Source organism: Paraeggerthella hominis, from assembly GCF_021044775.1.
Taxonomy (GTDB): domain Bacteria; phylum Actinomycetota; class Coriobacteriia; order Coriobacteriales; family Eggerthellaceae; genus Paraeggerthella; species Paraeggerthella hominis.
Genome location: NZ_JAJNOQ010000005.1, coordinates 82,752 through 107,403 on the forward strand (window position 1 = coordinate 82,752; position 24,652 = coordinate 107,403).

At 61.0% G+C, this 24,652-nt stretch carries 22 protein-coding genes and 1 pseudogene; 7 read left to right on the plus strand and 16 right to left on the minus strand.

Annotated features, from left to right (window positions below; all coding sequences use genetic code 11):
* Nucleotides 1–7: 7 nt before the first annotated feature.
* Entirely contained in the window at nucleotides 8–703 is a 696-nt protein-coding gene (locus LQE90_RS07030; RefSeq protein WP_216529063.1) for an ABC-2 transporter permease, read from the plus strand.
* 14 nt (nucleotides 704–717) lie between these two features.
* Here the strand turns inward: LQE90_RS07030 and LQE90_RS07035 are convergent, their stop codons facing one another.
* On the minus strand, nucleotides 718–1,125 hold the full coding sequence (locus LQE90_RS07035; protein WP_114566564.1) for an RrF2 family transcriptional regulator: 408 nt from the start codon (nucleotides 1,123–1,125) through the stop codon (nucleotides 718–720).
* A 234-nt stretch (nucleotides 1,126–1,359) separates the two neighbouring features.
* Here LQE90_RS07035 and LQE90_RS07040 point away from each other — a divergent pair, with 234 nt between their 5' ends.
* The 3 genes from LQE90_RS07040 (at nucleotide 1,360) to LQE90_RS07050 (ending at nucleotide 4,740) form a co-directional block, all read left to right on the plus strand.
* The gene (locus LQE90_RS07040) at nucleotides 1,360–2,106 is read left to right on the plus strand and encodes a transglycosylase domain-containing protein (protein ID WP_114566563.1); all 747 of its coding nucleotides are present in this window, start codon (nucleotides 1,360–1,362) and stop codon (nucleotides 2,104–2,106) included.
* Nucleotides 2,107–2,205: 99 nt separating this feature from the next.
* Nucleotides 2,206–3,099, plus strand: a complete 894-nt coding sequence (locus tag LQE90_RS07045; protein ID WP_231088242.1) for a glycoside hydrolase family 25 protein — start codon at nucleotides 2,206–2,208, stop codon at nucleotides 3,097–3,099.
* A 336-nt stretch (nucleotides 3,100–3,435) separates the two neighbouring features.
* Nucleotides 3,436–4,740, plus strand: a complete 1,305-nt coding sequence (locus LQE90_RS07050; RefSeq protein WP_216529062.1) for an MFS transporter — start codon at nucleotides 3,436–3,438, stop codon at nucleotides 4,738–4,740.
* 71 nt (nucleotides 4,741–4,811) lie between these two features.
* Here the strand turns inward: LQE90_RS07050 and uvrB are convergent, their stop codons facing one another.
* From uvrB to mnmA, 3 genes are all read right to left on the minus strand, one after another.
* Nucleotides 4,812–6,962 carry an excinuclease ABC subunit UvrB gene (uvrB, locus tag LQE90_RS07055; RefSeq protein WP_301282390.1) on the minus strand — a complete coding sequence of 717 codons (2,151 nt, stop codon included), beginning with the start codon at nucleotides 6,960–6,962 and terminating at the stop codon, nucleotides 4,812–4,814.
* Nucleotides 6,963–7,068: 106 nt separating this feature from the next.
* Nucleotides 7,069–7,668, minus strand: coding sequence for a dephospho-CoA kinase (coaE, locus tag LQE90_RS07060; RefSeq protein ID WP_114566559.1), 600 nt, complete (start codon nucleotides 7,666–7,668; stop codon nucleotides 7,069–7,071).
* Entirely contained in the window at nucleotides 7,665–8,762 is a 1,098-nt protein-coding gene (gene mnmA, locus LQE90_RS07065) for a tRNA 2-thiouridine(34) synthase MnmA (protein WP_216529061.1), read from the minus strand. Before mnmA ends, coaE begins: the two co-directional genes overlap by 4 nt.
* Before the next feature lie 95 nt (nucleotides 8,763–8,857).
* Here mnmA and LQE90_RS07070 point away from each other — a divergent pair, with 95 nt between their 5' ends.
* Nucleotides 8,858–10,801, plus strand: coding sequence for an acyltransferase family protein (locus tag LQE90_RS07070; RefSeq protein WP_216529060.1), 1,944 nt, complete (start codon nucleotides 8,858–8,860; stop codon nucleotides 10,799–10,801).
* Between the two features lie 207 nt (nucleotides 10,802–11,008).
* Here the strand turns inward: LQE90_RS07070 and rpsA are convergent, their stop codons facing one another.
* Both rpsA and LQE90_RS07080 read right to left on the minus strand, forming a co-directional pair.
* The gene (gene rpsA, locus LQE90_RS07075) at nucleotides 11,009–12,226 is read right to left on the minus strand and encodes a 30S ribosomal protein S1 (RefSeq protein ID WP_114566556.1); all 1,218 of its coding nucleotides are present in this window, start codon (nucleotides 12,224–12,226) and stop codon (nucleotides 11,009–11,011) included.
* Nucleotides 12,227–12,486: 260 nt separating this feature from the next.
* A complete protein-coding gene (locus tag LQE90_RS07080; protein WP_225748673.1) occupies nucleotides 12,487–12,933 on the minus strand; it encodes a Fur family transcriptional regulator in 447 nt (148 codons plus the stop codon).
* 241 nt (nucleotides 12,934–13,174) lie between these two features.
* On the opposite strand from LQE90_RS07080, the gene LQE90_RS07085 reads away from it, so the two are divergent.
* A complete protein-coding gene (locus LQE90_RS07085; RefSeq protein WP_216529059.1) occupies nucleotides 13,175–13,702 on the plus strand; it encodes a GNAT family N-acetyltransferase in 528 nt (175 codons plus the stop codon).
* A gap of 82 nt (nucleotides 13,703–13,784) precedes the next feature.
* Here the strand turns inward: LQE90_RS07085 and LQE90_RS07090 are convergent, their stop codons facing one another.
* The 7 genes from LQE90_RS07090 to accB all read right to left on the minus strand — a co-directional run bounded on the left by LQE90_RS07090 (nucleotide 13,785) and on the right by accB (nucleotide 21,306).
* Nucleotides 13,785–14,837: an inorganic phosphate transporter gene (locus tag LQE90_RS07090; RefSeq protein ID WP_114566554.1), complete on the minus strand. Its 1,053-nt coding sequence runs from the start codon at nucleotides 14,835–14,837 to the stop codon at nucleotides 13,785–13,787.
* Nucleotides 14,838–14,931: 94 nt separating this feature from the next.
* Complete coding sequence (gene dxs / locus LQE90_RS07095; RefSeq protein WP_216529058.1) at nucleotides 14,932–16,812, minus strand: 1-deoxy-D-xylulose-5-phosphate synthase; 1,881 nt, start codon at nucleotides 16,810–16,812, stop codon at nucleotides 14,932–14,934.
* A gap of 19 nt (nucleotides 16,813–16,831) precedes the next feature.
* Nucleotides 16,832–17,119, minus strand: coding sequence for an exodeoxyribonuclease VII small subunit (locus LQE90_RS07100; protein WP_114566552.1), 288 nt, complete (start codon nucleotides 17,117–17,119; stop codon nucleotides 16,832–16,834).
* Nucleotides 17,112–17,699 (minus strand): transcription antitermination factor NusB, encoded by a 588-nt coding sequence (gene nusB, locus LQE90_RS07105; protein ID WP_216529057.1) that lies wholly within the window; start codon nucleotides 17,697–17,699, stop codon nucleotides 17,112–17,114. The genes LQE90_RS07100 and nusB overlap by 8 nt, the downstream gene beginning before the upstream one ends.
* Nucleotides 17,700–17,723: 24 nt before the next feature.
* Complete coding sequence (locus tag LQE90_RS07110) at nucleotides 17,724–18,071, minus strand: Asp23/Gls24 family envelope stress response protein (RefSeq protein ID WP_114566550.1); 348 nt, start codon at nucleotides 18,069–18,071, stop codon at nucleotides 17,724–17,726.
* A complete protein-coding gene (accC, locus tag LQE90_RS07115; RefSeq protein ID WP_216529056.1) occupies nucleotides 18,068–19,420 on the minus strand; it encodes an acetyl-CoA carboxylase biotin carboxylase subunit in 1,353 nt (450 codons plus the stop codon). Before accC ends, LQE90_RS07110 begins: the two co-directional genes overlap by 4 nt.
* Nucleotides 19,420–21,306 (minus strand): acetyl-CoA carboxylase biotin carboxyl carrier protein, encoded by a 1,887-nt coding sequence (gene accB, locus LQE90_RS07120; RefSeq protein ID WP_114566548.1) that lies wholly within the window; start codon nucleotides 21,304–21,306, stop codon nucleotides 19,420–19,422. The genes accC and accB overlap by 1 nt, the downstream gene beginning before the upstream one ends.
* A gap of 309 nt (nucleotides 21,307–21,615) precedes the next feature.
* Here accB and LQE90_RS07125 point away from each other — a divergent pair, with 309 nt between their 5' ends.
* Nucleotides 21,616–21,879, plus strand: coding sequence for a helix-turn-helix domain-containing protein (locus LQE90_RS07125; RefSeq protein ID WP_225748671.1), 264 nt, complete (start codon nucleotides 21,616–21,618; stop codon nucleotides 21,877–21,879).
* A 90-nt stretch (nucleotides 21,880–21,969) separates the two neighbouring features.
* Here LQE90_RS07125 and efp read toward each other — a convergent pair whose 3' ends face one another.
* The 3 genes and pseudogenes from efp to aroQ form a co-directional block, all read right to left on the minus strand.
* Nucleotides 21,970–22,530: an elongation factor P gene (efp, locus tag LQE90_RS07130; protein WP_114566546.1), complete on the minus strand. Its 561-nt coding sequence runs from the start codon at nucleotides 22,528–22,530 to the stop codon at nucleotides 21,970–21,972.
* Between the two features lie 416 nt (nucleotides 22,531–22,946).
* Nucleotides 22,947–24,107 carry a M24 family metallopeptidase gene (locus LQE90_RS07135; protein ID WP_216529128.1) on the minus strand — a complete coding sequence of 387 codons (1,161 nt, stop codon included), beginning with the start codon at nucleotides 24,105–24,107 and terminating at the stop codon, nucleotides 22,947–22,949.
* 132 nt (nucleotides 24,108–24,239) lie between these two features.
* Nucleotides 24,240–24,650, minus strand: a pseudogene (aroQ, locus tag LQE90_RS07140) (type II 3-dehydroquinate dehydratase); the annotation flags it as partial.
* Between the last annotated feature and the right edge of the window lie 2 nt (nucleotides 24,651–24,652).

Here is a 24,652-nt window from a genome sequence, read left to right on the forward strand (position 1 = left end):
CGCGCTTATGAAAGCAGCGATGCTGTCCGATCTCATTGTCATGAAAGACAAGCTGGTTCGCATAACCGCGTGCTGGATGCTGATCACCTTCGTCACTTCGGTCATCGCAGGAAACACTCCCCTGGTCGTCATATACGTTGCGATCGTCAACCCGATCATGACATGCAGCGCCCTTTTCCTCACAGAGAGCGCATCAGGATGGGAAGGGCCGCGCCTTGCCCTTCCGCTATCGCGCAAAAACGTCGTAGACGGCCGCTACGCCGCCCTTGCGGCGGTCACGGCGGCAAGCGTCGCCACCGGCGCGCTCGCGTATGCAGCGGGATGTTTAGCCACCAGCATATTTCCCGGGCTTGCCCTGCTAAGGGAGGCCGCATCGTTCGATTTCGCCTCCCTCGCGCTCTGCTGCGCAAGCGCTGTTGCATTCGCCGCCTTCGCTCTGGGCGTGATGATGCCACTCAACCTGCGCTTCGGTTACGAGGGAGCGCTGAAGTACGCACCCGCGATCTTCGTACTGGCGCTCGCATTGATTCCACAGGCTTTGGGTCCGTCCGGCCTGAACCTGCTCGCTATCGGCGCGCCCGCCCTTGAGGGATCTTCAAGCCAAATCCTGCTGCTTTCGGCAAGCCTCGTTGCCCTAGGAGCCACGTGGTACGTCGGATCGGCTTCCGTTGCTGCGCAACTCTACGAGCGGCGCAGCTTCTAGCGAATCCGCCGACTTTACGGGCGCTTCGCCAAAGTCGATAGCTTCACGCTGTCGGCGTACGACTCGATCGCGCGATCCAGCCCGATCCAAAATTCCCGCGCCGAGCAACCGCTGCTCCGCTCGCAATGCTCCGAGTCTTCAACGCAGGCAACGGGAGCCGAGCTTCCCTCGGTGGCCCGCAAGATGTCTCCAACGGTAATCTCATCCGCCGGACGCGCAAGCAGGTAGCCGCCGCTCACGCCTCGCACGCTTTTGAGCACGTCGGCCTTCACCAAAGCGCCACCTAGCTGCTCAAGATACTTGACGGACAAACCCTCGCGCTCCGCCGCCTGCCTCATGGTTACGAGCGACCCGACTTCTCCCTGTTTCGCTATATCGATCATAAGACGCAGAGCGTAGCGTCCCTTCGTCGAAACCATCATGTTCGCTCCACCGTCCTTTACTCGAGTCCCCCCGACGTACCACTGCCAAGGACTAGCTGGCACGCCGCCTCCGTAAATACATGCAACGAGGTAAGTATAGCCTATGCCCCTAAATTTAAGGCAGACCTCCCCTTTCAGGAATGTAAGGGAGGGGCAAGCGGTCGGTAAGAAAGCCTTAAGAGTTGGCTGGTATAAAGAATGGAGTCCCGATCACCGCATCGAAAGGAGCCGGGCATGACCGCTGGAACGCTCTTCAAACGATCGCTCGCTCTCGCGCTTATCCTAGGAGTACTTGCAACCGCATTCTTCGCGGCACGAGGATTCAACCTGTACCGAACCGCACTCGAGTCTCAAAGCCTCGACGATATGGCGACGGCTATCGAGAGCGAGCAGGGATTCACTTCCCTCGATAAACTTCCCGATCTGTACCTGCAGGCCGTTGTCGCAGTAGAGGATCATCGCTTTTACGCGCATCCCGGCTTCGACGTTATAGCCACCGGGCGAGCGCTGGTCAACAACATCAAGGCGCGATCCGTAGTGGAAGGCGGCAGCACCATCACGCAGCAGCTGGCTAAAAACCAGTACTTCACGCAGGAGCAAACGCTCGAGCGCAAGCTGGCCGAAACGCTCATGGCCTTCACCATGGAAAGCCATTTTTCCAAACGGAAGATCTTGGAACTGTACGTAAACTCGATTTACTTCGGCAACGGGTACGAGGGAATCGGGAACGCAAGCATGGGATACTTCGGAAAACAGCCCGGTCAGCTAACCGAAGACGAGTGCGCCATGCTGGCAGGCATACCGAACGCTCCCTCCGTCTACTCCCCCGCCAAAAACCCCGACCTTGCCCGCCAGCGTCAACAGGAAGTGCTGCGCAAGCTGGTCAGATACGACTACCTGGACCAAGCGCGCGCCCAACACCTGTCCGCGCGGCCCACGCTGTCAGCCGTAACGCCGAAAGCAATGACGATCCCCGCATAGCCAGGCCCGCGCCCGCGGCAACAACAGCAAGTTCTGTAGTCGTCGCGCGATCGTCGCTGCGCGCGCAATGCTCGCAACAGCCTCTGGTAGGATACCCGCATGAAACCTCGAACCAACAAGCGCCGCAGCCACGGCAAGCCTCGTCACGCCGCAACGTACGCGCCTGCGCCCCGCAGCTCTTCTCAGCATGCAAGGAAAAGCCCTCTGGCCGGCGTCCTGCTCGTCATGCTTGCAGGGCTTCTGTTCGTAGGGACGCTTGTGGGCCTGGGACAATGCACAGCCCCAGAAAGCGCCCCGAAAAACGCGGAGTACGTAAGCCCCTACGATTGGAGCAGCCTTGAACGTACCGGCGACCGCCTGGCGTATCGTCCGGGAGGGTCGTTGAAATCCCAGGTTGGCGTCGACGTCTCCGATCATCAAGGCTTCATAGATTGGAATGCGGTAGCTGCAGACGGCATCGATTTCGCTTTCGTGCGCATAGGAAACCGCGGGTACACCCAAGGGGGCTTGTCCGCCGATGCCCGCTTCGACGAGAACGTGCGCGGCGCGCAAGCCGCAGGACTCCAAACGGGAGCATACTTCTTCTCGCAAGCAGTGAACGCTGCCGAAGCCGTCGAAGAAGCGGAGTTCGTGCTGGCCCAACTCAACGGGCGCGCCCTTGAACTTCCCGTTGCCTTCGACCATGAGCCCGTGGCGGATCCCAACGGACGCGCCAACAACCTGGACAAAGGCACGCTCACTGCCGCGGCGATCGCGTTTTGCGAGCGCCTTGAAGCCGCTGGGTACAAGACCATGATCTACGGAAACAACGGGGATATGACGCGCTACGACCGAGCTGCGCTGGGAAACCGGCCCATCTGGTTTGCGGAATACGACGCCGCCGTGCCGCGGGCGCGTTTCGACTTCGCCCTGTGGCAGTACACCAACGGCGGCACCGTCGCAGGAATCAGCACGTCGGTCGACCTCAACCTGCGCATGACCGAAGCGCTGTAGCTTCGAGCGCGCCAGCGCGGCGCGAGCGAAAGGCACAGGGAAGCCGTAAAGGCAGGTCGCTCGGCACCTTTCGCCCGCAAACGCCCTTGTTGGCCAATCACGTCACGTATGTTACACTGATCGCCGCGATTCTGATCAAATTTCTAGGAGCTCTGTTTTGATGGCGGGACAAATCTACTAGCAAATCGCCTTGCGATTCCTGCATCGTTCTCATGATGCATGCAAGCGCAACTTGTCGTTGCGCTCGTTTCGTCCCGATTCCATGCAAAATTGGTAGCGCAACCGCATGCGCTACCGCATCATCAATTCAGCACACCACTATCAAGGAGCATCCTTATGACCGAATCAACCGCGCTCATGAGCGCAGGCGGGCAACCGCTTCCCAAACGATGGCTTGCCATCATCGCCACCATCTGGGCCGGGCAGGCCGCCTCGATGATCACCAGCTACGCCGCAGGATACGCGGTGATCTGGTACATCACCGAAACCACCGGCAGCGCCATCATGCTGTCCGCCGCAGCCATCTGCGCCTACCTGCCGCAAGGGCTTCTTTCGCCTTTCGGCGGCGTGATAGCAGACAAGTACAACCGGAAAACCGTCATGATCGCAGCCGATCTGGGCATCGGCATCATATCGCTTGGCCTGGGCTTCGTCATCTTGTTCGGCCAGGTTTCGTTCGGCTTGCTCATGGTATTGGTCATCGCGCGCAGCGTTGGGCAGGCATTTCACGGGCCGGCCATGATGGCGGCCATGCCGCTGCTCGTGCCGGAGAAGCACCTGCTGCGCATTAACACGCTCGACCAGCTGCTCATTTCCGTAGCGTCCATCGGCGCACCTGCGTTCGGCATCTTCCTGTACACCACGTTCGGATTCCACTCGGTCATGTTCCTGGACTTCCTGGGAGCGCTTTTGGCCGTTGCCGGCCTGGCCCTGGTGAAGATACCCACGGTTGTCGACGAGTCCGCGAAAGACCAGCACGTGCTCGCGAACATGCGCGACGGGTGGAAAGCCCTGTCGGCCAATCGCGGTCTGGTCATCCTGATTGCCGGCGTCACGATCGGCATGGTCACCTTCGCCCCGCTCGGTGCGATCTTCCCGCTTATGACGTTCGACCATTTCGGCGGAGACGGCTACGCGGCGTCCATCGTGGAAGCATCGTTCGGCGTGGGCATGATCATAGGGTCGGCCATCCTCATGATCTGGGGCGGCGGCAAGCGGCTTGCCCTTTTGATCGGGATCGCAGCTTTCATCGTGGGCGCGACCACCATGGCATGCGGATTCCTTGCACCCACCATGTTCTGGGTGTTCGTCGTGCTGTGCGCCGCAATGGCGGTCGCGTGCGCCTGGTTCAACGGCCCGCTCATCACGCTCATCCAGCGCAACACCCCTGAAGAGAAAACCGGTCGCGTGCTGGGTCTGGCCATGGCGGCCATGGGCCTGGCCTCTCCTGTGGGAATCGCGTTCGGCGGCGTGCTGGCCGAATCCATCGGCGTTGCACCGTTCTTCGTGGTGGACGGCCTGATCTGCCTGGTTCTGGGCCTGGCGATCTACCTGCCCAAAAGCGTGCGAGCGCTCGACAGCGACAAGCCGACCATCGTGCGCGACAGCGGTGCGGCGCAGAACGCAGAAACCGCCGAATAGCGCATGCCGCGACTGTGGGCGAAGGCGACCCCTCGCCCACAGTCGACACCCCGTATCGAACGTGCGGCCCGCTAGGACCTTCGGCTTGAACCGTACGCTGCGTTCTTGCGATTGCCGAAAGCGCTTCCCTTGCGCGCGCTCTTCTTGAGATCCTTGAGCACGTCCTCTTCGCTCGATCCCTCGACCTGCGCGCGCAGCTTCACCACCTGATCGCGCAAACGAGCGGCTTCCTCGAAGTCCATGCTCTTGGACGCCGCCACCATGTCGTCTTCCATAGACGATATGATGCGCAGGACCTCCTCGCGCGACAGCTCGGCCAGCTCCTTGTTGACCTGCTCCGCCGTGGTGTTGCCCATCTCGTCGGTCACGTAGCTCATGATGTCGTTGATGGCCTTGCGAATGGTCTGCGGCTCGATGCCGTGATCCTCGTTGTACTGCATCTGGATAGCGCGACGGCGCTTCGTCTCGTCGATGGCGCGCGCCATGGAGTCGGTGATCTTGTCGGCGTACATGATCACCTGGCCCGACACGTTGCGAGCGGCGCGCCCGATGGTCTGGATCAGGGAGCGATGGTTGCGCAGGAATCCCTCTTTGTCGGCATCCAGAATGGCGACAAGCGACACTTCCGGCAGGTCCAAGCCCTCGCGCAGCAAGTTGATGCCCACCAGCACGTCGAATTCGCCGCGGCGCAGGTCGCGCAGGATCTCCACGCGCTCAAGCGTAGCGATGTCCGAGTGCATGTACCGCGTGTTCACACCCTGGTCGAGCAAGTGATCGGTCAGATCTTCCGCCATCTTCTTCGTAAGCGTGGTAATGAGCACGCGCTCGTCGCGGGCAGCGCGCTCCTTCGCCTCGTCGATGATGTCGTCGATCTGCGAAGCCGATCCGCGCACGATGATCTCCGGATCAAGCAGCCCCGTCGGTCGAATGATCTGCTCGACCTGCTGCTGCGTGACCTTCTCTTCGTAGTCGCCCGGCGTAGCCGATACGTACACGAACTGGGGAACGCGGTCCTCGAACTCGTCGAATCGCAAAGGACGGTTGTCCAAACAGCTAGGCAGACGGAACCCATGCTCGGTCAAGGTGATCTTGCGCGAGCGGTCGCCTTCGTGCATGCCGCGAATCTGAGGCACGGTCACATGGCTCTCGTCGATAATGCAGAGGAAGTCTTTCGGGAAGTAATCGATCAGGGTGTACGGCGGCTCGCCCGGCTGGCGGCCGTCCATGTGGCGGGAATAGTTCTCGATGCCCGAGCAGAACCCCATGGTTTCGAGCATCTCCAAATCGTACGCCACGCGCATCTCCAAGCGTTGAGCCTCCAGCAGCTTGCCTTCCTCCTTGAACTGCTGCAAGCGCTCGCGCAGCTCGTCGCGGATCGTGCCCAGCGCGCGGTCCATCTTGGGGCGCGCGGTCACGTAATGCGACGCCGGCCAGATGGGCAGCGCTTCGAATTCGTTGACGACCTCGCCCGTCACGTTGTCGATTTCGGCGATGGCCTCTATCTCGTCGCCCCAGAACTCGATGCGGATGGGATTGTCCGCGTACGGCGGAAACACGTCGAGGGCGTCGCCGCGCACGCGGAACGTACCGCGCTTCAGATCGTAATCGTTGCGATCGTACTGAATATCGATAAGCTCGTGGATCACCTGGTCGCGATCCATTTCCTTCTGCTTGTCCACGAACACGGCCATCCCCGCGTAATCCATCGGGCTGCCAATGCCGTAGATGCACGACACCGAGGCGACCACAATGCAGTCGCGCCGCGACAGCAGCGCGGACGTTGCCGCATGCCGCAGCTTCTCCACCTCTTCGTTGATAGAGGCGTCTTTCTCGATGAACGTGTCTGACGAAGGAACGTACGCTTCCGGCTGGTAGTAATCGTAGTAGCTGACGAAGTACACCACAGAGTTGTTGGGGAAGAACTCTTTGAGCTCGCTTGCCAATTGGGCGGCCAGCGTCTTGTTCGGCGCCATGACCAGCGTGGGCTTCTGCACGGCCTCGATGGTCTTGGCCATGGTGAACGTCTTGCCCGATCCGGTCACGCCGAGAAGCGTTTGGTAACGAAGGCCGTCGTTCACGCCTTTGGCCAACTTTTCGATCGCTTGGGGTTGGTCGCCCGACGGCTCGAAGGGAGACACCACTTCGAACGGGGTGGTGGACAATCTCACTTCCGGCAGTTTGCCTTCCATTTCGATGCCCTCGATATTCGTAAGATGCGCCATCTATGATCCCTTCGAACAAGCAGGCGAGGTGGAAGGCCGGCGAGTCATCAACCCCTCTGTCTCACCGTCTTTCCACCTCACCCTCGGTCCCGCTTTAGTTAAAGGCTTACAGCTCCTGGGAATATTCCCCCCACCACGCAAGCACCTTGTTGCGCATCTCGTCGGGAGTGCCGTCGTTGTTGAACACCACGTCGGCAGCTTCGATGCGATCGGCATCGGTGATCTGCTGAGCTATGCGACGGCGAACGTCGGCCTCGTCCCAACCGCTTTTCACCGCCCGCTCGATGCGCATATCAATGGGAGCCAGAACGGCCATGACCACGTCGGCGTCGTACGCCAGCGAGGTTTGGCGATTCTTGAACACGGAATACTCCACGACCACCGCCTTGTGGCCCTCTTGTTCCAGCTCGGCAATACGGTCGGTGAACGCTTCCTCGATACGCGGCAGCGTGATGCGGTTAAGCTTGCGCGTCTCGGCAGGATTCACGAAAGCCTTCGCCGCCAAAGCACGGCGATCGATCTCGCCGTCTTCTCCCAAGATGTCAGCACCGAACGTGTCGGTCAGCTCGGCCTTCACCGTATCCCACAGAAGCACGTCGTGGCCAACCTTGTCGAGGTCGACGTTCGGCAGCCCCTGTTCTACAAGAGCTTTGCGAGCGGTTGACTTTCCGGCTCCCATTCCACCGATGATGAACAGCTTTTTCATGCTTGCTCTACCTCCTCGATCATGCCGCCTCCCAGCACGGTATCACCCTCATAGAGAACAGCGTACTGCCCCGGCGCCGTCGTTGGCTGCGGGCTTCGCAGCGCAATGCGCGCACGCGCGCCATCTTCGAATTCTATGATACACGGTACCGCTCGGCTTCGGTAGCGCAGTTTGACCATCGCGCTACGCGGCTCGCCGAACGTTTCGAGCGCCTGCCAGTTCGCATCGCGAATGCGGACCGCGCGAATAAGCGTCTCCGCCGCGAACCCCACGACCAGCTGGCCGGATGCGGCGCGCTTTTCCACCACGTAGTACGGCTCTTCAGCGGCCAGACCAATTCCCTTTCGCTGTCCAACCGTATAGTTCGACAGCCCTTCGTGCTGCCCCAGAACCGTGCCCGTTCGGTCGACGATGTCGCCGGGGGCGTCCTTCACCCCGCGCTGGCGAAGAAAGTCCCGGTAATCGCCCTCCACGAAGCAGTTGTCTTGGCTTTCCGGCTTTTCTGCAACATGAAGCCCCAGATCGGAAGCGATAAGGCGAACGTCGATCTTCGTCATGGCGCCCAGAGGAAGAACCAGGCGGGAAAGCTGCTCTTGGGAAAGCATCGACAGCATGTAACTTTGGTCTTTGCGCGCGTCAAGCGCGGTCTTCACCACGAAGCGGTCGTTGCTCGTCAAACGCGCGATGCGCGCGTAATGGCCCGTGGCCACGCTGTCGCAGCCGTGACTGTCGGCAGCCTCCAGCAACGCGGGAATCTTGCAGCGCGCATTGCAGCACACGCAAGGGCTGGGGGTGAGCCCACACGCGTACGCGTCGACGAACGGCTCCACCACGCAACGCTCGAACGTCGCCACGCTATCGTGAACAACATGGGGAATGCCCAGCAAAGCGCACACCGCAGCCGCATCGGCCTCGGCCTGTGCGCTGGCTTCGTCATCATGGAACCGACACGTTACGCCCATCACCTGGCATCCCGCCCTCAGCAGCAACGCCGCCGATACGGCGCTGTCCACGCCGCCGCTCATGCCGAGCGCCACCTTCGCACCTGCCTGCATGCAACCGCCTCTCAACCAACGATACGCGTAGTTAACCATATTTTGAAACCTTGCAGCCCGGCCATTATAGAGCAAGCGCGCTGCTATACTAAGTCGTTACGCTGCATCCTAAGAAAGACCAGGAGGGTGCCGGAATGCCGGCTGAAAAATCTACCACGAAATCGCGCTACATCCCTGCTCTCGACGGCCTGCGCGCCTTCGCCGTACTTGCGGTTATCGCCTATCACATGGGCATGTTCTGGGCGCCGGGCGGCCTTCTGGGCGTCACCGTGTTCTTCGTGCTGTCAGGTTATCTTATCACGAGCCTGCTGCTTATCGAATGGGACAGCACCCGTCGCATCAACCTGCCGCAATTCTGGCTTCGACGCATCCGGCGGCTCATGCCGGCCATCGTGTTCGTCATCATCTGCTCCGCGGTGCTTTTCACCGTGTTCGACCACAGCTTGCTCACCAAGCTGCGCGACGATATGTGGGCAGCGCTTCTCTGGGTCACGAACTGGTGGTACATCTTCCATGACGTATCGTATTTCGACGCGCTGGGCGCACCGTCGCCCCTCACCCACTTCTGGTCGCTCGCCATCGAAGAGCAGTTCTATCTCATTTGGCCTGTCCTGCTGTTCGCCGCGCACAAAGCCGGCCTCAAGCGCACCACCATGCGCAACGCCACGCTGGTGCTCGCGCTGCTCTCCGCTGCCGAGATGGCTCTCCTCTACAATCCTGCGGCAGACCCCAGCCGCGTGTACTACGGCACCGACACGCGCGCGTTCTCGCTGCTCATTGGAGCCTGGCTGGCGTTCGTTTGGCCTTCGCACCTCCTCGGGGCCAAAGGAGAGATCCATCTGACCAAGCAGGTGCGCAAGGCTCTTGACGGCGTGGGCATCGTCGCGTTCGTCGGACTGCTGGCGATGGCCGTGTTCGTAGACGGGTTCTCGCCGTTCTGGTATTACGGCGGAACGCTGCTGGCCTCCGTGCTCACCGCCATCCTCATAGCCGTCATGGTGCATCCCGCCAGCCTGCTGGGACGAGCCGCGAGCGCGAAACCGCTTGTATGGGTGGGTTTGCGATCGTACGGCATCTACCTGTGGCACTACCCGCTTTTGCTGCTCATGAACCCCCGCAACTTCACCGGCGAAACCCCCTGGTGGATGTACCTGATTCAACTTGCAGTCATCTTCGCTTGCGCTGCGTTCTCGTACCGATTCGTAGAGAATCCCATTCGCCGTGGAGCCATAGGATCCTTTATCAAGGACGTTCGTTCGAAAGAACTCGACGCTCCCTCCTGGCTGCGCACGCACGCCATACCGACCGTTGCCGCCGTAGGCGTAACGGTCGTTGCCGTAGGCGGCCTGGTACTCGTACCCCCTACGTCGGCACTCGAAGGCGCTAATCTGCTCAAAGACGAAAGCGCGCAAACCTCCGGCATTCCGGAAACGCTCCCTGAGGGAGAAGATGCTCCTGCCGAACAGCCGAAACTCGACATCATGATGATCGGCGATTCGGTTTCCGTGCGCACTATCCCCTACTTCAAGGAGCAGTTCCCTTACGGGGCCATCGATGCAGCCGTGAATCGGCAGCTTCCCATTGGCGCCGAGGTGTACAAGGGCTACGAACAACAAGGCATTATCGGAGGCGTGGTGGTGTTCGCGCTGGGCACCAACGGCCGGGCAACCGACGAGCAGATCGACAGCCTTGTCGACTCCATAGGCCCCGATAAGCAGGTGTTCCTGGTGAACACGCGCAGCCCGCAATCATGGGTGGCCGACACCAACGACGCACTCGCCCGAGCTGCCGAGCGCCACGCCAACGTGCACGTGATCGATTGGTACTCCGCAAGCGCCAACCAAGACAGCTACTTCGACGGCGACGGAACGCACCTGACCGAAGAGGGTGCTCAAGCCTACGTCGATCTTATCTACCAGGCCGTTGCGCCGCTGCTGCCCAAGCATGAAGAAGGTGCCGAAGCAGCGAAGGTGGAAACGCCGCTTGAGGCGTCCGCCACGAAGGCGAACGCCTCCGCGTCGGACGCCGTGCGATCGTTGGCGCACACGATGGTGCAGGGCATGGCGAAGCAGAAGTAGCACGCATCGGGAGGTCGGGGCGCCCCGACCTCCCGAAGAACGGTGCGCTGGCTTGCGCGCTCCTTTCCCCAAGCATCGTCGGGAAATCCTGCATGGTTCGCACCGACTGATTCCCGCTTGCGTCGCCCCATGGTCGCCCATAGTCGCCCCATAAAGAAAGGGTCCCATCGCTGGGACCCTTTCGCATACACTCGGTGCTGAGAAGTTTTATTCAGCAGCCTCGGGAGCAGCAGCTTCCTCGGCAGGAGCATCCTTCTTCTCGGCCTTCTTCTTAGCCGGCTTCTCCTCGACGACGATGGACTCGTCCACCTCGATCTCGAAGCCCAGGTCAGCCGCAGCGGCCTTCATGGACAGGGAGATGCGACGACGCTCGGGGTTGATCTCCATGACCTTGACCTTGACCTCGTCGCCGGCCTTGACAACCTGCGCCGGGGTATCGATGTGACGCTGAGCCATCTCGGAGATGTGCACCAGGCCCTCGATGGACTGGCCAAGCTCGATGAACGCGCCGAACGGCACGATCTTCGTCACCTTGCCGTCGACGATGGAGCCAACCGGATAGCTCTCGACGAGCTTGATCCAGGGATCCTCCGTCGTCTGCTTGAGGCCGAGCGAGATGCGCTCGCGCTGCAGATCGACATCCAGAACCTCGACCTCGACCTCGTCGCCAACCTTGACGACCTCGGACGGATGGTTGACGTGGTTCCAGGAAAGCTCGGAGATGTGCACCAGGCCGTCGATGCCGCCCAGGTCGACGAATGCGCCGAAGTCGACGATCGAGGAAACGGTGCCCTTGAGGCGCATGCCCTTGCTGAGCTTCGCGAGGATCTCGGCGCGCTCGTTCTTGCGGCCTTCCTCGAGCAGCACGCGGCGGGACAGCACGACGTTGTTGCGGTTGCGATCCATCTCGATGACGCGGGCTTCGATCTCGGTGCCCAGGTACATGTCCAGATCCTTGACGCGACGAAGGTCGACCAGCGACGCCGGCAGGAAGCCGCGCAGGCCGATGTCCAGGATGAGACCGCCCTTGACCACTTCGATAACCTCGCCCGTGACCACTTCGCCGGCCTTGAACTTCTCTTCGACACGGATCCAAGCACGCTCGTACTCGGCACGCTTCTTGGAGAGGATCAGACGACCGTCCTTGTCCTCCTTCTGGAGAACCAGAGCCTCGATCTTCTCGCCCAGCTCCACGATGTCGGACGGATCGGCGTCCTTGCGGATGGAGAGCTCGCGGGACGGGATAACGCCCTCGCTCTTGAAGCCGATGTCAACGAGCACTTCGTCGTGCTCGATCTTGACGACCGTGCCGTCGACCAGGTCGCCCTCGTCGAACTCGGTCAGCGTGCCGTCGATCATCTCGTTCATGAGTTCGTCGGAGATGTCTTCGAAGTCGATGACGGACGTGTTCTTGATGTCGGTCAAAACGGACCCCTTTCAATTCTTCTAATCGGGGACCCTTCGTCATGATTGATTGCTACGTGCACCATGTCCGCTCTGCACGAAAACGCGTGTGCCGAGCTGTGTAACAAAACATGTCTCGGGGGCCTACATTGCTATGCGCTTACAGGACTGCCCTATAAGCTGAATTAGTATAGCATAGGCTTATGAACGCACTACGTTCTTTTTAGCGTCTTACGCGATATTTACGAGCAAAACACGCTTCTTGCCCGCAAGCGGCACGCTCAGTTCGCGTGCGCCGCCCGACACGTTGCGCATACGCCGTCGAAGATGATCTCGTGGCCCTCGATAGCAAAGCCATGAGCGTCTTGCACCTGGGCGGCCAAGTCGTCAAGATGCGGCATCTCGATGTCGAATACGCCGCCGCACACGCGGCACTTCGCATGGTAATGGGGCTTGTTGCGGAAATCATAGCGATCAGCGCCGTTGGGAACCTCCACCCGCAACACTTCGCCGCGATTCGCCAGTACGCCCAAGTTGCGATACACCGTGGCGCGCGAGATATTGGGGTGCTTTTCGCGGACGACCTCGTACACATCGGCCGACGTGGGATGATTGCACAGCGACTGCACCGCTTCTAAAACAAGCGCTCGCTGAATAGTGTTGCGCGTAGTCGCGCGTTCCTGCTTTTCGACAGTCGAGGAAGACATGATGCGTACCTGCCGTTTCATGGTAACTATACGTTTGATTAAATAGGATTATATATCGTTAGCATCAAAACGCAAGCGTGCTGCTAGGATGTCGCCCGTCCTTCGACGAACATCCATATCTTCATCGGCTCAACCGCCGCAGCAAGGACGCCGCCGTCGACGAATTCGAAGAGGTCTTTCAACAAAGGAGAAGCATCAGCGTTACAATGCAAACCAGCCTACATGAACACCGCGAGCATACCGTCGCGCAGAAAGGAACGCCATGGGAGCAACGAACGTCGCATTCGCACCGGTAACGTCAGACGAAGATCGCGCCCAGCTAGCAACCCTGGCAGATGAGATCTGGCACGAGTACTGGCCCGCCATCATCGGCCCCGAGCAGACGGATTACATGGTGGAGCAGTTCCAAAGCCTCAGCGCCATCGAGCGGGACATGCGCGAGCATGCCTATGAATACTGGTTCCTGCATGCAGAAGACGACGGACGCATCGTGGGGTACACGGGAGGCCGCGTGGAAGCGGAAACGAACCGCTACTTCATATCAAAAATCTACCTGCTTGCCAAGGAGCGCGGTTGCGGATTCGCGTCGCGCACCATCGCGTTCTATGATCAGCTGGCGCGCGAACGCGGGTTGAGCGCGTTGTACCTGACGGTCAACAAGCATAACGACCTGGGCGTCCGAGCTTATCTGGGCAAAGGGTTCAAAACGATCGACGCCGTGGAAACCGATATCGGCAACGGGTTCGTCATGGACGATTACATCATGGAACGCGCGGTTCTCCCCGCCTGACGTCGCTGCGAGCGCGAAACAAGGCAAGGGAGCGCAGACGGCGCCCTGCCAACCCGCTTCCTTGCCTTGTCTTACCTGCCGCTTAGAAGACCATCAGGAACAGATGCGTGAAGCCGAAGGCGAGCAGGCCGCAGCCGGGGAACGTGAGCACCCAGGTGAGCACCATCTTGCCGGCAAGGCCCCACTTCACCGTGCGCAGGCTTTTCTCAGCGCCAACGCCCATGATGGCCGTGGTCTTGGTGTGCGTGGTGGATACGGGCAAGCCGGTGAACGTAGCCAACCCAATGCAGAAGCATGCGGACAGGCAAGCCGAGAATCCCTGGTACTGCTCCATCTTCACCATGTTCATGCCAACCGATTTGATGATCTTCTTACCCCCTACGGCCGTCCCGAGAGCCATGGTCATGGAAACAAGAAGAATCAGCCACATGGGGAATTCCACATCGGAGTACGCCACGCCGTCCATAGCCAGCATGATGCCGAGCATGCACAGCGACAAGAACTTCTGCCCATCTTGCGCGCCATGCAAAACGGCCACGCCCGCGCCAGAAACAATCTGGGCCCACTTGAAGAACGAATTCGCCTTGGTGCGTTCGGCGCCCCTGCAGGCCACTTTTATCAAGCGTGTGAACAGCCAGCCGGTTCCAAAACCCAAAACGGTGGATATGACCAGGCCGTACACCACCTTCATCCACTCGTCGCCGTTAACGCCGGCCAAGCCTCCCTGCAGCGCGATGGCCGCGCCGGTAATGCCGGCGATGAGCGAATGGCTCTGCGACGTAGGTATGCCGAAGTACCACGCGGCCACGCCCCAGACGATAATGGCCACCATAGCGGCCGCAAGCGCAACGAGCGCCGCATGGTTGTTGCCTCCAAAATCGACCATTTTGAAAATGGTCATGGCAACCGCAGAGGAAATCATCGTGATGGCGGCCAAGCCGATGAAGTTGCATACGGCGGCCATCGCGATAGCCGGAGTCGGCTTCATCGCCTTCGTTCCCACGACCGTGGCGATGGCGTTCGGCGCGTCGGTCGCGCCGTTGACCACCGTGGCGCCCAACGTCAGAAGCACGATGAGCGCAAGGACGGGATCGCTGCAAAACGCGGCGATGAACGCCCCAAAATCGTAGTTCATGAAAAGCCCTTTCACCTGAAAACGCCATGCAGAAACGCCACAAAAACGATATCAGGACTTTGCAAAGAAAAGATCAAATGCAGGTAAAGTTTCCCTACCCCTGCAAACGCTTCTCGATAGAGTCCGCGATACCTTCCGGATCCAAGCCCAAATCGTGCAGAAGCGCGTTGGATCCGCCTTGCTGGATATAGCGATCGGGGATTCCCAGGTTAAGGGTGGGGGCGATGCGGCCCATGCGCGCCATCTCGCCCAACACGCCTTCGCCGACGCCGCCCGCAAGCACGCCGCCCTCAACCGTGACCACCAGCTTCGTGTCTGCAGCGCGCGCGATTTCGTCGACATCGAGCGGCTTGGCCCAGCGCATGTCCACCACGCGCGCGTCGATGCCCCGGTCCGCCAGCAAATCGGCGGCCCCGAGCGCGCGCGAAACCATGCGCCCGAACGCAAGGATGGCCACGTCGCGGCCTTCGCGAATAACGCGGGCCTTGCCCTCTTCAAGCACCAGAGGCTCTTCGGGAAGCTCGACGCCCTCGGCTGCGCCGCGCGGATAGCGAATGGCGAAGGGACCGCCCAGTGCCAGTGCCGTATGAAGCGCATGAACCAACTCGGCCTCGTCCGAAGGCGCAAGCACCCTCATGTTGGGGACCATGCGGGTGTACACCAGATCGAACATGCCGTGGTGCGTGGGGCCATCCTCCCCCACCACGCCGGCGCGGTCGATGGCGAACACCACATCGAGGTTCGGCAGAGCGTTGTTGATGATCATCTGATCGATTGCGCGCTGCAAAAAAGTCGAGTACACGGCAATAACGGGCTTCTGGCCGCCAAGCGCCAAACCGCTGGCCAGACCCACCGCATGCTCTTCTGCTATGCCGGCGTCCACGAAACGATCGGGGAACTCCTGAGCGAACCCGTCCAGACCCGTCCCCCCCTGCATGGCGGCCGTGATGGCGACGATGCGATCGTCGCGGCGAGCTTCCTTCACAAGCGCCTTGCCGAACACGCTCGTATACGACGGAGCGGAAGCGGGCTTCTTCTTCACTTCGCCCGTGGCAATGTCGAACGGCGCGATGCCGTGGAACTTCTCGGGGTTGCGAACCGCGGGCTCGTAGCCCGCGCCCTTGCGCGTGACCACGTGGATGAGCGCCGGACCGTCGGTGGCGAGCACCGCGGCCAGCGTTTCCTTGAGCAGCCCGATGTCGTGCCCGTCGATGGGAGCGGTGCACAAGATGCCCAGCTGCTCGAACATCATCGAACGAGGGATGATGAACTGCTTCATGGACTCTTTCACGTTGCGGCCGAACTTAGCCAAGGCGTTGCTGAACGGGCCGCCGCTTTCCAGCACCTCCTGCACGCTGTCGCGCGTTTGACGATACTGCGTGGACGCACGCATGTACCCCAGGTGTTTCATGAGCGCGCCCACGTTGCGAGAAATGGACATCTCGTTGTCGTTCAAGATGATGACCAGGGGCGTTTGCGCTTGCCCAATGTTGTTGAGCGCCTCGAAGGCCATGCCGCCGGCAAGCGCCGCATCGCCGATGACCGCCACGATCTTCTCGGTTCCGCCCGCCAGATCGCGCGCCTCGGCCAAGCCCAACGCTACGGAAAGCGAGTCGGAAGCATGACCGGACGGATGCACGTCGTACGGGCTTTCACCCGGCTTCGGGAAGCCGGACAGGCCCCCGTACGTACGCAGGGTGCCGAACTCCTCAAGCCGACCCGTCACCAATTTGTGCGCATACGCCTGATGCCCCACGTCGAAAACCAGCTTGTCATGAGGGCAGTCCAACATGCTGTGCGCCGCCAAAATGATCTCCACCGCGCCCAACGACGAAGCCACGTGACCGCCGGTATCCGACGTCACCGTGATGATCTCCTCGCGGATCTCCTGCGCAAGAATAGAAAGCTCCTCGTTATTCAGGAGCTTCAAATCTGCAGGAGACGATACTATGTCCAGAATACGCTTCTCGTTCATGCAGCGTGCCTTTCAAGCATCAAGCCGTAGCAGGATCGCTCGGACTTGCGTCAGAGGGATCGGCGACAGGTTCGGCGGGAGCGGCTGCTCCCGCCGTTTCGGCTGCATCGCCTTCGGCCTGGTCGGCCGCGCGCTGCGCCTCTATATTCTCTTCAAGCAAGTCGCTTGCGCGCAAGCCCAAGCCCACTGCTTCTTCGTACAGGGCCAGAGCTTCGTCAAGCGGCAGCGACTCGTCGCTCACCGCATCGACGATCTGATCGAGGCGAGACTTCACGTCCTCGAACGTCTGGTAGCCTTCGTTAGGCATTCGAAGCCTCCGAAGCAACGCACGGTGCAGCCACCTCTTCAACAGGCGCTTCGAAAACGGGAGCCGGCACGGCTTCCGCATCAGCGGGCACCGTTGCGGAAGCCTTCGAGGACGGCTCCTCCTCCGCAGGCTCGCCTGCGGAACCGCCCGCCGCGTCCTCCACGCCGTCAAGACGCTTTGCAATGCGGCCGAGCACACCGTTGACGAAACGCGGAGATTCGTCTTCGCCGCCGAAGTCTTTAGCCAGCTCAACGGCCTCGTTAATGCTGACCGAAGTCGGCACGTCTTCCACGTACATCATCTCGTACGTCGCAAGACGCAGAATGGAGCGGTCGACGATGGGCATGCGGTTGAGCGACCAGTTCTCGGACGTTGCCACCAGATGGTCGTCGATTGCACAGCGATGCGCTTCCACCCCCCTGATAAGGGACAGCGCGTAATCGGGCAAGAACCCGTCGTCGGTCAAGCGCGCGTCACCTTCGGCGATAGCCGCCGGCGACTCGTCGGTAATTTCGCTTGTGTAGAGCACCTGCAGCGCAACGCGGCGTGCGTGCGTGCGTTCATGTCGTTTGGCAGCCATAAATGTACCTGAAACCTCCGCTGCTTAGCGAGCGAACTGGATGCCGTCGATGTACACGTCAACGGAAGCCACGCTTGCTCCCACCTGGCTGGACACCGCATCAGCGATGGCCTTGCGCAAGTTGGCGGCAAGATCGGGCAGCACGTAGCCGTAGTACACGTCGACACGCACGGAAACCTGCAGTTTGTCGTCTTCGTCGATCGCGACCTCGATGCCTTGCGTCGAGGGCTTGCCCGCGAACACCGAGCGAAGGCTGCTCGTTGCCGAAGGACCGACCGAGGCAACGCCGTCAACCTCGTTGGCGGCTATGGACACGATGGTCTCGACGACGCCCGGCGCAAGCGCCATGCCATCAAGATTCAATTCCGTCATAGCACATCTCCCATCTGGGTTTCGATAAAATCGGTTGTCGCATCGCCCGCGCAGAATACAGCGTTCTCCAAAACGCGGCGATGGAACGGTATGGTGGTTTGAATGCCCTCGATGACGAACTCGTCAAGGGCGCGACGACCGCGCGCCAAAGCCTCCTCGCGGTCCTGCCCATGCACGATAAGCTTGGCAACAAGCGAATCGTAGTACGGGGAGATGCGAGAGCCCGTGCGAACGTAGCTTTCCACGCGAACGCCGGGACCCGAAGGAGCCTCGAACTTCGTCACATTGCCCGGGCACGGACGGAAGCCGTGCTCCGGATCCTCCGCGTTGATGCGGAACTCGATCGCATGGCCTTGCGGCGTGAACGGCGCACGGGAAGCGCAGCTCATAGGCTCGCCCGACGCAATGCGCAACTGCTCTTTGATGATGTCGGTGCCGGTGATCTCCTCCGTGACGGGGTGCTCCACCTGCACGCGCGTGTTCATCTCCATGAAGTAGAAGCGACCGTCGGTGTCGAGCAAAAACTCGATGGTGCCCGCGTTGCGGTAGTCCACGGCGCGCACAGCCTTGATGGCCGCAACGCCCATGGCGCGACGCAGATCTTCGGTCAGCGCCGGAGAGGGCGCTTCCTCGATGAGCTTCTGGTGACGGCGCTGCACGGAGCAGTCGCGCTCGCACAGCGCAATGTGGTTGCCGAAGTCGTCGGCCAGCACCTGCACCTCGACGTGGCGCGGACGCAGCACCAGCTTCTCCAGGTACACGCCGTCGTTGCCGAACGCAGCGCCCGCTTCGGTGCGAGCGGCCTGGTACTGGGCTTCCAGTTCGGCGGGGTCGTGCACCTCGCGCATGCCCTTGCCGCCGCCGCCGGCCGTTGCCTTGATGAGCACGGGGTAGCCCACGGAGTCGGCGAAAGCCTTGGCTTCAGCCGCCGTATCGATGCAGCCATCCGAACCGGGAACGGTGGGCACGCCGCACGACTTCATGGTCTCGCGCGCGGAGCTCTTGTCGCCCATGCGCTCGATGCAATCGGCCGCAGGGCCGATGAACACCAGGTCGTTGTCGACGCAGGCGCGAGCAAAATCGGCGTTTTCGGCCAAGAATCCGTAACCGGGGTGGATAGCCTCGGCTCCGGTGTTTTTTGCAGCAGCGATGATGCTGGGCATCACCAGGTAGCTCTTGTTCGCTTGAGCAGGGCCGATGCATACGGCTTCGTCAGCGTATTGCACGGGATAGGTGTCGGCGTCCTCGGTCGAGTAGACCGCAACCGTCTTCACCCCCAGCTCCTTGCAAGCGCGCATGACGCGCAGCGCCACCTCGCCGCGGTTTGCTATGAGGATCTTCTTGAACATTACACGGTCTCCGGAATCTTGGACTGCTCGCTGACGGGCTCGACGTAGAACAGCACCGTGCCGAACTCGACCGGCGAGGCGTCTTCAAGGCAGATCTCGCGAACAGTGCCCATTTCCTCGGCCGTGATCTCGTTCATCAGCTTCATGGCTTCGACGATGCACAGCGTCTGGTTGGCAGTCACCTCGTCGCCCACCTGGACGAAAGGCGGCTCGCCCGGCGCGGGAGACGTGTAGAACGTACCTACCATGGGAGCCGTAACGGCGTACCAGTCGGCCGGACGGCTGTTCTCGGCAGGAGCCTCGGCCGGAGCGGCTGCAGGCGCAGCCGGAGCGGCGGCAACCTGCGGGACAGCCTGGGGCTGCACGGCCACGGCGGACATGGCGCTTGGCATGCGCACGGCAATGCGAGCGCCCTCTTCCTCCACGATGATCTCGCCGACGCCGCTTTCCTCGGCAACGCGAACCAGCTCGCGAATCTGATTGATATCCACGTAATCGTCCTCCTTGGTCTGGCTCGACTCCTGCTCCATGAGGAAATCGACTTTCTCGGATGTGCGGTGCTTGCTCAGGAACGTGCGCGCCTCGTTCGGGAACAGGGCGTACATGAGCACGTCCTCCTCCGTCTTCGCAAGATCGCCGATTTCCGCGGCAACCTCGTCGAACGTGGTCGTCACAAGGGAACCGGGCGCCACGTCGGGCGGAAGCATCGCCGAGTTGCCGACAACCTTCGCCACGATATCCTTGTCCATGCGGCCCGGCGCCTTGCCGTAGTAGCCGCAGATGTAATCCTTCATTTCCTTGGAAACCACGCCCCAGCGCTTGCCGGTCAGCACGTTGAACACTGCCTGCGTGCCCACGATCTGCGACATCGGGGTAACCAGCGGCGGATAGCCCACTTCGGCGCGCACCTTGGGGATCTCGCGCATGACTTCCGGCAGGCGGTCGCTGGCGTTTTGCACCTCAAGCTGCGAAAGCAGGTTCGACATCATGCCGCCCGGAACCTGGTGCGAGTACACCTGCATGTGAATGAGCGAGGAAACGCCGCGCTTGTAGTGGCCGCGCTTGCGCACCTCTTCCCAGTATTCGGCGATCTCGAACAGCAGGTCAAGGTCAAGACCCGTATCGTAGCGGCTTTCCTGCAGCGCGGCTGCGATCATCTCGACCGCCGGATGGCTGTTGCCGAACGCAAGCGGCGCATGCGCGGTATCCGCAATAGCGGCTCCGGCTTCGGCGGCCTTGAGGATGTTGGCAGGCGCCATGCCGCCGACATAGTGGCAGTGGATATGCACCGGCAGGCCGATTTCGGCGTTGAACGCCTTGACCATGCGCTCGGTGCGGTACGGCGTGAGCATGCCGGCCATGTCCTTGATGCAGATGGAGTCCGCACCCAGGTCCTTGAGCTGCTGACCGTAGTCGAGGAAGCTGTCGAGAGTGTGAACCGGCGACATCGTGTACGAGATGGCGCCTTCGAAATGCGCGCCGCACTCCTTGATGGCTTCGGCGTTGTCTATCACGTTGCGAATATCGTTCAACGCGTCGAACACGCGAAACACGTGGATGCCGTTGCGGTTGGCAGCCTTAATGAAGCGATTGACGATTTCGCGCGAGTAATGCTTGTAGCCCACCAGGTTCTGGCCGCGAGAAAGCATCGCGAGCGGCGTGTTGGGCGTATTGGCCTTGATGGAGCGCAGGCGGTCCCACGGGTTCTCGTCGAGGAAGCGCAGGCACGTATCGAACGTCGCGCCGCCCCACGACTCGATGGCCCAGTATCCGACACGGTCCATTTTAGGCAGGATCGGCAGCATGTCGCCAATCTGCATACGCGTGGCCCATAGGCTTTGCTGGCCGTCACGGATGGTGGTATCCATGATTTGAAGCCTTGGCATGAACTCACACCCCCTTCGGTTTGCAGTTAGTCAAAGATCGAATTAAGCATTATAGAAGAAGGTTACACCCTACGGGCTCCCAGGGGAAAAATTCACCGGTAAGCAACAGAATACGAAGGCGGGAGGAGGCGCGCGCGGGTTCGAAGGACGAAACGAGCGCGTCGATCGAGCTTTTTTGGCGATGCCGTTGTTTCGAAGGGAAATAGCAAAATGTAATCAACCGATTACAGCACTATGTAATTGCGTGATTACGCTGTGCCCATGAACGGCTCGAGCAAACAGAAGCGAACGGCGTACAAGGATCCCCTTGTGCAGCTTTACGCGTTCCGTTTGGGCAAGAGCCTTCGCGATCTGCGCAAAAAGCAAGGGCTTACGCAAGAGCGGCTTGCACTGATGATCGGCACCAAGCATTCGCGTATCAGCAACATCGAACGAGGCTGCGCGATACCAAGCTTCCCCGACGTGGTGAAGCTGTGCCGAGCGCTTGAGGTCGATCCGAAAGATCTGGCGGACGTCTCGACGCTCAAATGCTCCGAGCATCCCCTGCCTTCCGACGATCACGCACCCGTATGAGAAAAAGGGCGAGGTCATTGACCTCGCCCTTTTTCTCATACGGGGAGCTGAGATCCGAATCGGAATCTCAGCTCCTTCGCGAAAGACGCTTTAGACGCGCTTAATGAAGCGGCCGTCGCGCGTGTCGATCTGCAGGATGTCGCCAGGCTCGACGAACATGGGAACCTGCACCGTAGCGCCGGTTTCGAGCGTAGCGGGCTTAGAGCCGCCCTGCACGGTGTCGCCCTTGAAGCCGGGGTCGGTTTCGGCCACTTCAAGCTCCACGAACATCTGCGGCTCGATGCTGATCAGCTCGTCACCGGCATACAGCAGGCTGGCCTCGTCGTTTTCCTTGAGCCACTGCGCCGCGTCGCCCACGGTCTCGGCCGGGATGGCCATCTGCTCGAACGTGTCGTTGTCCATGAAGTTGAAGTCCGCACCATCGTTGTACAGGTACTGCAGCTTCTTCGTCTCAAGACGCACGGACTCAACCTTAACGCCAGCGTTGAAGGTGTTGTCGATAACGCGTCCGGTCTTGATGTCGCGCAGCTTCGTGCGGACGAAGGCGCCGCCCTTGCCGGGCTTCACGTGCTGGAATTCAACGATCGTGCACAGCTTGCCGTTGTACTCGATGCACATGCCGTTCTTGAAGTCGGCGGTAGAGATAGCCATTCTCGGTATTCCTTTCGTTCACGGGTCTCCGCTGCGTGCCGCGGGGCCCGATCAGCGTTCAAACTGGTTTATTATACTCATAGCATGCGTTCTTGGCATGCGCGTATCGCTCCCGTCAGAAAAAAATCAGGAGTTGCGCGGCAACGCGACCAGCATGCGCATCGGAGCGCTTTAAGGCCCTTGCGCGGCGGGACTTTGTCAAAACGAACGAGTTTTGCTGGTCCTCGAACAAGGATAAAACGCACCGTCTAGCCTGTGACCTGGGATATTAAAAAGAGCCTCGCGAAAAGCCTGCTTCAAAGGGTCGTCTGGACCCGCAAAACTCGCCTGTTTTGACAAGCCGGCACCCGGCCTGCCAAAACGGGAGACTGCGTCGGGGTCCACGCGCACGCTCGCACCCGATTCCAACCGTCCGGCTAGAGCACCACCGGATCGTGCGAAGAGCGCGTGAACACCTCGAACCCGGTTTCGGTGATCACGCCGAAATCCTCCAAACGCATGCCGAACTCGCCCGGCAGGTACACGCCCGGCTCCACCGTGACCACGTTGCCCGCCGCGAGCGGACGCTCATTGCGGGGAGACAGCACGGGTTCTTCATGCACGTCGATGCCCACGCCATGACCCAAGCCGTGACCCATCTTGCCAGCGAAGCCCGCTTCCGCCAAAACGCGCTCGGCAAGTTCGTGCGCCTCCTTGCCGGTAACGCCCGGCCCGAGAAGCGCCTCCACCTGCTCGTTCGCAGCACGAATAGCCTCGTAAGCGCTGCGCATGCGAGCATCCGGCTGCCCCAGGAACACCGTGCGCGTCATATCGGAGCAGTACCCGTAAGCCCGCGCGCCGAAGTCGAGCACCACGCACTGGCCCGCCTCGAGGCGGGTTGCTCCCGGTATCGCGTGCGGGCTGGCACCGTTCGGGCCCGTGGCGACGATCGACGAGAACGCCAAGCCGTCGGCACCGTGGCGACGCATGAAGTCCTCCAGCTCGATTTGAACCTCGCGCTCGGTCATGCCCACGCGCATGAACCCAACGATATGGGCAAACGCCGCATCGGTGACGGCCTGCGCGGCCTTCATGCGGACAATCTCGGAAGCGTCCTTCACGGCGCGCAAGCCCAACACGAAGCCGGACGTTTCACGCAGATCGACCGCGCTTTCCGCGAACGCCGATTCGAGCGCGCGGTAATTCGAAAGAGTCAGGGAATCCTCGATGCCCAGATCGAAACGGGGCGCTTGCTCGCGCGCGCCTTCCTGCAACGCCTGATCGCTGCCCTTCTCCCGCAAAGCAGATACGGATTTCGCTGCGAACTCGGCGTGCGTCGCACGCTGGGCGTCCACGACAATCGAGCCCTCGGGCAAAGCGGCGGCACGGGCAGCTTCACTGTAGCGCGAATCGGTATGAAGGACTGCGGCCTGCGGATCGACCAGCAGCGCATGGGCGCTCTCGTCGTCGAAAACGCCGTCAAACGCCGTCAGCCACGCGATGTTGGACGTATCGCGAACCAGAAACGCCCCCATGCGCTGGTCGACGCACGCTTTGCGCAAGCGCTCGAGACGTCGCGCGGCGGCCCCTGGCTGCATCGGCGCGGCCGCGTCGGAAGCAGCCTGATCGGCCGCAGCCTGCTCCGTCCGGCCGCCCACGATCACCTGTCCGGCAGCGTAGCGATCCTGGTACCCTTCGCCCAAACGCTCGCACGCGCCTTCAAGCAGCACGTCGATGGCGTCGCAGTACCCCTTGAAGCCGCGGCCCTTCACCTGAGCAACGCAAACGGGCGCGATCACCGACACGCGGCGAAACGGCTCGCGCGCATCCACGTCCGAGATATGCACCTCGACGCATGGAACGTCGATGCCGCCAACGGCATCGCGCAGCGCGTAGGAGTAATGGGTATGCGCGCCGGGGTTGTACACGATGCCGTCGTACGCGTCGCGGGCCGCATGAATCTTGCGAATGAGCTTGCCTTCGCTGTTCGATTGGAAGCAAGCAACCTCCACGTTGCGCTTCTTGCCGTACGCCTTCACTTCGCGCTCCAGGTCGTTGAGGGTATCGCGCCCGTACACCGACGGCTCGCGCACCCCCAGCATGTCCAGGTTCGGCCCGTTAACCACCAGTATCTTCTTCATGG

Coding starts and splice junctions, on each gene's coding strand:
- accB (WP_114566548.1), bottom strand. CDS start 21,306: ATGCCAAGGCTTCAAATCATGGATACCACCATCCGTGACGGCCAGCAA.
- nusB (WP_216529057.1), bottom strand. CDS start 17,699: ATGGCTGCCAAACGACATGAACGCACGCACGCACGCCGCGTTGCGCTG.
- dxs (WP_216529058.1), bottom strand. CDS start 16,812: ATGAACGAGAAGCGTATTCTGGACATAGTATCGTCTCCTGCAGATTTG.
- LQE90_RS07100 (WP_114566552.1), bottom strand. CDS start 17,119: ATGCCTAACGAAGGCTACCAGACGTTCGAGGACGTGAAGTCTCGCCTC.
- LQE90_RS07080 (WP_225748673.1), bottom strand. CDS start 12,933: ATGAAACGGCAGGTACGCATCATGTCTTCCTCGACTGTCGAAAAGCAG.
- LQE90_RS07045 (WP_231088242.1), top strand. CDS start 2,206: ATGAAACCTCGAACCAACAAGCGCCGCAGCCACGGCAAGCCTCGTCAC.
- LQE90_RS07070 (WP_216529060.1), top strand. CDS start 8,858: ATGCCGGCTGAAAAATCTACCACGAAATCGCGCTACATCCCTGCTCTC.
- efp (WP_114566546.1), bottom strand. CDS start 22,530: ATGGCTATCTCTACCGCCGACTTCAAGAACGGCATGTGCATCGAGTAC.
- LQE90_RS07085 (WP_216529059.1), top strand. CDS start 13,175: ATGGGAGCAACGAACGTCGCATTCGCACCGGTAACGTCAGACGAAGAT.
- LQE90_RS07050 (WP_216529062.1), top strand. CDS start 3,436: ATGACCGAATCAACCGCGCTCATGAGCGCAGGCGGGCAACCGCTTCCC.
- LQE90_RS07030 (WP_216529063.1), top strand. CDS start 8: ATGAAAGCAGCGATGCTGTCCGATCTCATTGTCATGAAAGACAAGCTG.
- mnmA (WP_216529061.1), bottom strand. CDS start 8,762: ATGGTTAACTACGCGTATCGTTGGTTGAGAGGCGGTTGCATGCAGGCA.
- uvrB (WP_301282390.1), bottom strand. CDS start 6,962: ATGGCGCATCTTACGAATATCGAGGGCATCGAAATGGAAGGCAAACTG.
- LQE90_RS07090 (WP_114566554.1), bottom strand. CDS start 14,837: ATGAACTACGATTTTGGGGCGTTCATCGCCGCGTTTTGCAGCGATCCC.
- LQE90_RS07110 (WP_114566550.1), bottom strand. CDS start 18,071: ATGACGGAATTGAATCTTGATGGCATGGCGCTTGCGCCGGGCGTCGTC.
- LQE90_RS07040 (WP_114566563.1), top strand. CDS start 1,360: ATGACCGCTGGAACGCTCTTCAAACGATCGCTCGCTCTCGCGCTTATC.
- LQE90_RS07035 (WP_114566564.1), bottom strand. CDS start 1,125: ATGATGGTTTCGACGAAGGGACGCTACGCTCTGCGTCTTATGATCGAT.
- accC (WP_216529056.1), bottom strand. CDS start 19,420: ATGTTCAAGAAGATCCTCATAGCAAACCGCGGCGAGGTGGCGCTGCGC.
- coaE (WP_114566559.1), bottom strand. CDS start 7,668: ATGAAAAAGCTGTTCATCATCGGTGGAATGGGAGCCGGAAAGTCAACC.
- LQE90_RS07135 (WP_216529128.1), bottom strand. CDS start 24,107: ATGCAGCCAGGGGCCGCCGCGCGACGTCTCGAGCGCTTGCGCAAAGCG.